The sequence below is a fragment of the Nitrospira sp. BLG_2 genome (genome assembly GCF_049222245.1).
In genome coordinates this window covers 1-4,826 of record NZ_JBLYIG010000554.1, presented here as the reverse complement: position 1 = coordinate 4,826, position 4,826 = coordinate 1, and the positions used below count along the sequence as shown (strand labels likewise).

Below are 4,826 nucleotides of genomic sequence, written 5' to 3'. Positions count from 1 at the left end.
GCTGGCAGGGGATATTATCGATCGCGGGATCGTGTTGACGGGGGGAGGTTCCCTCCTGAAAGGGATGGACACACGATTCCGAGAAGAAACGAACTTACCGATCATTACGGTGGACGATCCGCTGACCTCCGTGGTGTTGGGGGTCGGCAAGATTTTGGATGAGCTGGATCTTCTCCGAAAGGTATCGGTCATGTCTCAGGCGAACAACCTCCGGTAAGGTTCCATCCCTCATGCGGATGGTCAATTTACGCGCACCGTACAGCGCCAGGCGTGTGGCCCTCGTTCTTGCCGTCATTCTCGTGCTCGGCTTCCTGCTTTTTCCCGCCCAACTCCAAAGCGTATTTCAGCAGGTGGGGAGTCCGTTAGGATGGATTATCAGTTGGCCCCTCCAGGCGGTGGCCGGAATCCATGACAGCATCGCCGATATCTGGGGACGATATGTGGCCCTCCAAAGCGTTGAAGAAGAAAATCAACAGTTGAGGAGAGAGCTGGACCTGCTCAAGGAGCAAAACGGGCAGCTGCGAGAAGCTTCAGTGGCGACGGAGCGGTTCTCAGCACTGCTGGAGTTTAAGAGACAAGTCCTCCCCACCTCCGTGGCCGCCCAAGTGATTGGGCGCGATACCGGAAATTGGTACAAGACGATCATTCTGAACAAGGGTGCGTCCGACGGCCTTCAATCGGACCAGGGAGTGATTACTCCGGCAGGTGTGGTCGGTCGCGTCGTCAAGACCACGACCTCCACCGCCGTCGTCCTGCTCGTGACGGATCCGAATAATGCGATAGCCGGATTAATCCAGCGCACCAGAGATGAGGGCATCGTCGAAGGGACGACGCAGGGACAGGCTCGGCTCAAGTACATTCCGCTGTTGTCCAACGCGCGGCCGGGCGATCACGTCGTCACGTCAGGATTGGTGGGAGGGTTTCCCCGAGGTATACCGATCGGCACGATCATAAGAATCGATAAGGAAGAGGAAGCGCTGTTCCAATCCGCGGAACTTTCTCCTGAGGTCGATCCGAATCGAGTCGAGGAAGTGTTGGTCATTCAATCTTCCTCTATTCCGACCGAAGGGGACCGCCTTGGCGTTCCAAAGCCCAAGTCATGAAAGCCCTCATCTATTTTGTTGTGATCGTGGGTCTTGTGCCTATTCAGTCCATCCTCCTGCCGCACATCAGCGTATGGGGGGTGAAGCCGGATTTAGGCTTTGTGGCAGTGTCTTTGATCGGCCTTATCGCCGGAGAACTCGATGGCTTGTTGGTCGGTCTCGCGCTCGGATGGGCGATGAGTCTGTTCTCCGCGCAAGACCTGATTTCCGGCGTGGTCTTGAAGGGGACCGTGGGTTTCATGGCAGGTCTCGCAGGCCGGCAGGTGGTCTACCTGAGCCCTGTCGTCCTCGTGGTAGGACTGCTGGTCGTCTCCTGCATGGCCGGGGTGATCACTCCGTTCGCCCTCAAGCTCAGCGCGCAACAGGATTGGTGGTGGGCTGTCCGGACGGTGGTGCTGCCGCAAGCCTGCCTGGATGCGGTGATTGGGGGATTGATTTACTGGCTCATGTGGAGTCGTTTGAATATCGAGCAGTTGATGTCCGAGTCTCGAATGTAGGCATTCACATGGTGACGACGCATTATTCGGAATCAGAATTTGGCGATCTTCATCGACGGCTCTTCATTCTGCGTGTCGGGCTCTTGCTGGTGGTGGTGCTGCTTGGTTTGCGTCTCTGGCATCTTCAAATTTACGAAGGGCCGTATTATCGAGACTTGTCGGAAAACAATCGTACCAGATTGGTGCTGCTCGAACCGGCACGTGGCTTGATCTATGACCGGCACGGCGTCCTCCTGGCGAACAACGTACCGAGTTTCAGCCTCTACGTTACGCCGGAAGACGTGAAGGACCGCGAAGTCTTGATTCAGCAGCTGACCGATTTGCTCGGCCTTGATCCGACCATCGTTCGAAAAAAAATGACGACGAAAGGCAGCAAACTGCTTCCGCGCAAGATCAAAGATCGCATGACCCTGCGCGATGCCACGCTGGTCGAATCCCATCGTCTCGACATGCCCGGAGTCATGATTCAGGTCGAGTCGCAGCGCAACTACCCAGACGGCGTGACGGCGGCTCATCTCCTGGGCTATGTGGGAGAAATTTCAGCGGATCAACTGGAGAAACCGGAGTTTCTCGATCTTCACCAAGGCAGCATCGTGGGGCAATATGGCGTGGAAAAGTCCTATGATCGGCACATGCGGGGAATGGCCGGTCAGAAGAGCGTTGAAGTCGATGCGCTCGGCCACGAGAAGAAGGCCTCGGTTGTCGAGAGGCCGCAAGCGGGAAACGACCTCTATCTCACCATCGATGTGCGGCTCCAAAAGGTTGCCGAAGATCTGCTGGGCCAAGAACACGGCGCCATCGTCGCGCTCGATCCGAACAGCGGTGATATTCTGGCCATGGCCAGCCGTCCCGGCTTCGATCCCAACGTGCTCTCGCGCGAACTGACCGCGAAGCAGTGGGTGGAAATCGTGCAGGACGAGGGGCGTCCGTTGAACAATCGTGCCGCACAGGGGCAGTATCCCCCTGGTTCCATCTTCAAGATCCCAATGGCCGTCGCCGCGTTGGAGACAAAGACCATGTCGCCTTCCAGCACCGTGTTCTGTAATGGGGGCTACCAGTTCGGCAAGCGGGTTTATCATGACTGGAAGGCCAGCGGTCATGGGTATGTCGATCTGCACAATGCGTTGGTCCATTCCTGCGACGTGTATTTTTATACCATCGGCCAACGGATGGGGATCGATGTGATGGCCGAAGTTGGGAAAGACTTCGGGCTTGGGAAGGCCACCGGAGGGGAATTACCGTCGGAACGATCCGGTATCATGCCCTCAACCGCATGGAAACAAAAAGCCAAAAAAGAGCAATGGTTGCCCGGGGAGACCATCTCGGCGGCCATCGGACAGGGATATGTGACCGTGACGCCGTTACAAATGGCGAGTCTGGTCGGCACAGTCGCCAACGACGGGGTCCACTACCGCCCTCGTCTCGTGCAGGCGGTCATGGATAGAACGTCAGGAAATCTTCAGGAACTGCCGGCAGTTCCGCGCGGAAGAATCAATGCGAAGCCGGAAACATTCCGCGTCATCAAGGATGCGCTCGCCGACGTCGTCACAAAGGGAACGGCGACGAAGGCGAAATCTTCCCTGGTGACGATCGCTGGAAAAACGGGCACGGCTCAAGTGGCGGCGCTTCGGACCGGGTCGGAAGAAAGCATCCCCAAAAAGTTCCGAGACCACGCCTGGTTCGTCGCCTTTGCGCCTGTGGAATCGCCGAAGATCGCCGTTGTCGTGCTCGCTGAACATATGGGGCACGGTGGGTCCGCCGCGGCTCCTCTTGCGAAAGAAGTCATTGAAACGTATATGAAGCTCACGCCCCAGGTGCCTGCCGTTACCTCGGATCTTACCGGGGTGAATGGATCGGGGCGTTCTTCGAAAGACTCATGATCGATCGATTGACCGAGCATCGGGGCCTCGACAGTTTCGATATCCGCTATGTTGTCTTGATCCTTACCATCCTGGGGATCGGAGTGTTGTCCATTTATAGCGTCACGCATGGGCAGCAGAGCGGGACGGCGCCGTATTATCTGAAGCAGTTGATATGGATCGGCCTCGGCGCGGCGGCTTTCCTCGTCATGTGGGCATCGGACTACCATCATCTGGCGCGGTTTGCCTATCCGGCCTACGTCTTTATCTTGCTGATGCTGATTTTTGTGTTATTCGAAGGGCGAACAAGCAAAGGGGCTCAGCGGTGGATTGCGCTGGGCCCGTTCAGCTTTCAGCCGTCCGAATTCGCCAAGCTCACACTCATCTTGGTACTGGCACACTACTACTCGAAATCCCCTCGTGTGGGATGGCTGCAGCGTGTCATCGTTCCCGGGCTGTTGGTGCTGCCCGGCCTCATCCTCATCTTGAAACAGCCTGATTTGGGAAGTGGGCTCAGCTTTGTCGCGGTGTATGCCGCCATGCTCCTCATGGTAGGCGTTCGTTCGCAAGCCTTAGGATTCATCCTCTTGTTCTCGATCATGCTGTTTCCGTTTGCCTGGGAAGGGGTGTGGGGGTCCTTGCATGATTACCAGCGACAGCGCATTATGGCGTTCGTCGACCCCGGTTATGACCCGGCAGGAAAGGGGTACCATGCCCTGCAATCGAAAATTGCGATTGGATCGGGAGAATTATTAGGTAAGGGGCTTCACGGAGGTACCCAAAGTCAGCTGAAGTTTTTGCCGGAGGGTCATACCGATTTTGTGTTCGCCGTCTTTGCGGAGGAATGGGGGTTTCTCGGCGTGCTGGTACTGTTGACGCTGTTTGTGACGTTGATTTGGTTGTCGCTGGAAATCGCGTCCAAGGCGAAGGATCAGCTTGGAGCGCTGCTCGCCGTGGGGATCGTGGCGATGTTATGTTTTTGCGTCGTGGTCAATATCGGTATGACGGCGGGGATGTTTCCGATCGTCGGCATTCCCTTGCCTCTGGTGAGCTATGGTGGAAGCGCCACGATTATGACCATGGCGTCGTTGGGCTTGCTGTTGAACGTCAAGCGGAAGCGGTTAAGCCTGTTTTATTGAGCGATGACCGAACAGGCGGAACGCTCAGGATCCGTCGTTCGGAGAAGATCATAGGGAAGCCGGTGGAGCCGGAGTGAGTGACGGACCTGGGCTTGGGCCCGCGTCCATCGCTCTCAACTGGCTCGCGTGGCTTGTAGACCAAAGGAGTCAATATGGGAAGTGAGATTGCAATAACCGTCGCCCGGGAGGAAACCCGTGTGGCCGTGCTTGACGGCGGAGTCGTCACCG

At 56.8% G+C, this 4,826-nt stretch carries 5 protein-coding genes; all 5 read left to right on the top strand.

Annotation, left to right across the window (positions count from 1 at the left end; all coding sequences use genetic code 11):
• The coding region (locus ACOSYY_RS14780; RefSeq protein ID WP_421663294.1) for a rod shape-determining protein at nucleotides 1-217 on the top strand (217 nt) is incomplete at its 5' end.
• Nucleotides 218-230: 13 nt separating this feature from the next.
• Complete coding sequence (mreC, locus tag ACOSYY_RS14775) at nucleotides 231-1,103, top strand: rod shape-determining protein MreC (protein ID WP_421663293.1); 873 nt, start codon at nucleotides 231-233, stop codon at nucleotides 1,101-1,103.
• On the top strand, nucleotides 1,100-1,600 hold the full coding sequence (locus ACOSYY_RS14770; protein WP_421663292.1) for a hypothetical protein: 501 nt from the start codon (nucleotides 1,100-1,102) through the stop codon (nucleotides 1,598-1,600). Before mreC ends, ACOSYY_RS14770 begins: the two co-directional genes overlap by 4 nt.
• A gap of 8 nt (nucleotides 1,601-1,608) precedes the next feature.
• On the top strand, nucleotides 1,609-3,480 hold the full coding sequence (mrdA, locus tag ACOSYY_RS14765) for a penicillin-binding protein 2 (RefSeq protein ID WP_421663291.1): 1,872 nt from the start codon (nucleotides 1,609-1,611) through the stop codon (nucleotides 3,478-3,480).
• A complete protein-coding gene (gene rodA / locus ACOSYY_RS14760) occupies nucleotides 3,477-4,598 on the top strand; it encodes a rod shape-determining protein RodA (RefSeq protein WP_421663290.1) in 1,122 nt (373 codons plus the stop codon). The genes mrdA and rodA overlap by 4 nt, the downstream gene beginning before the upstream one ends.
• Nucleotides 4,599-4,826: the final 228 nt, after the last annotated feature.